The sequence below is a fragment of the Pseudomonas sp. ACN5 genome (assembly GCF_002303975.1).
GTDB lineage: Bacteria > Pseudomonadota > Gammaproteobacteria > Pseudomonadales > Pseudomonadaceae > Aquipseudomonas > Aquipseudomonas laurylsulfatiphila.
Map to the genome: position 1 here is coordinate 1 of NZ_MRCP01000044.1, position 906 is coordinate 906.

Sequence of the window (906 nt, forward strand, 5' to 3'; positions counted from 1 at the left end):
ACGGTGCCCCGGTTACCGCGCAGAACGGTCCGGTGACCGTGACCCTCGACAGCGGCAAGGTCATCACCATCGCCGAAGGTCAGAGCTCCGGCAGCCTGCCGGTCAGCGTCGGCAACGACGTCTACACAGGCCCGACCACCGTTACTGAATCCATCAAGGACGCAGTGGGCGGCAACCTCGAAGCGATCAACCCGATCAAGACCCCGGTGGAAACCACGGTCAACGATGTCAACGACACCACCACGGTGACCCTAACCGCCACTCCAAGCGTCGACGAAAACGGCACCATCACCTACACCGCGACGCTGACCGATGCCTTGGGCAAACCAGTCACCGCGCAAAGCGGTCCAGTGACCGTGACGTTGGACAGCGGCAAGGTGATCACCATTGCCGAAGGCCAGAGCTCCGGCAGCCTGCCGGTGACCGTCGGCAACGACGTCTACACCGGTCCGACCACCGTGACCGAGTCGATTAAATCGGCCGCCGGCGGCAACCTCGAGTCCATTGATCCGGTGAAAACGCCAGTGACCACCACGGTCAACGATGTCAACGACACCACCACGGTGACCCTGACCGCGACGCCGAGCGTGGATGAAAACGGCACCATCACCTACACCGCGACCTTGACCGACAAGAACGGTGCCCCGGTTACCGCGCAGAACGGTCCGGTGACCGTGACGTTGGACAGCGGCAAGGTCATCACCATCGCCGAAGGTCAGAGCTCCGGCAGCCTGCCAGTGACCGTGGGCAACGACGTTTACACCGGTCCGACCACCGTTACCGAGTCGATTAAATCGGCCGACGGCGGCAACCTCGAAGCGATCAACCCGATCAAGACCCCGGTGGAAACCACGGTCAACGATGTCAACGACACCACCACGGTGACCTTGACCGCCACCCCGAGCG

General features: G+C 62.8%; 1 protein-coding gene. It reads left to right on the plus strand.

The window, feature by feature from the left end:
* The coding region (locus BSF40_RS31315; protein ID WP_141249832.1) for an immunoglobulin-like domain-containing protein at nucleotides 1–906 on the plus strand (906 nt) is incomplete at both ends.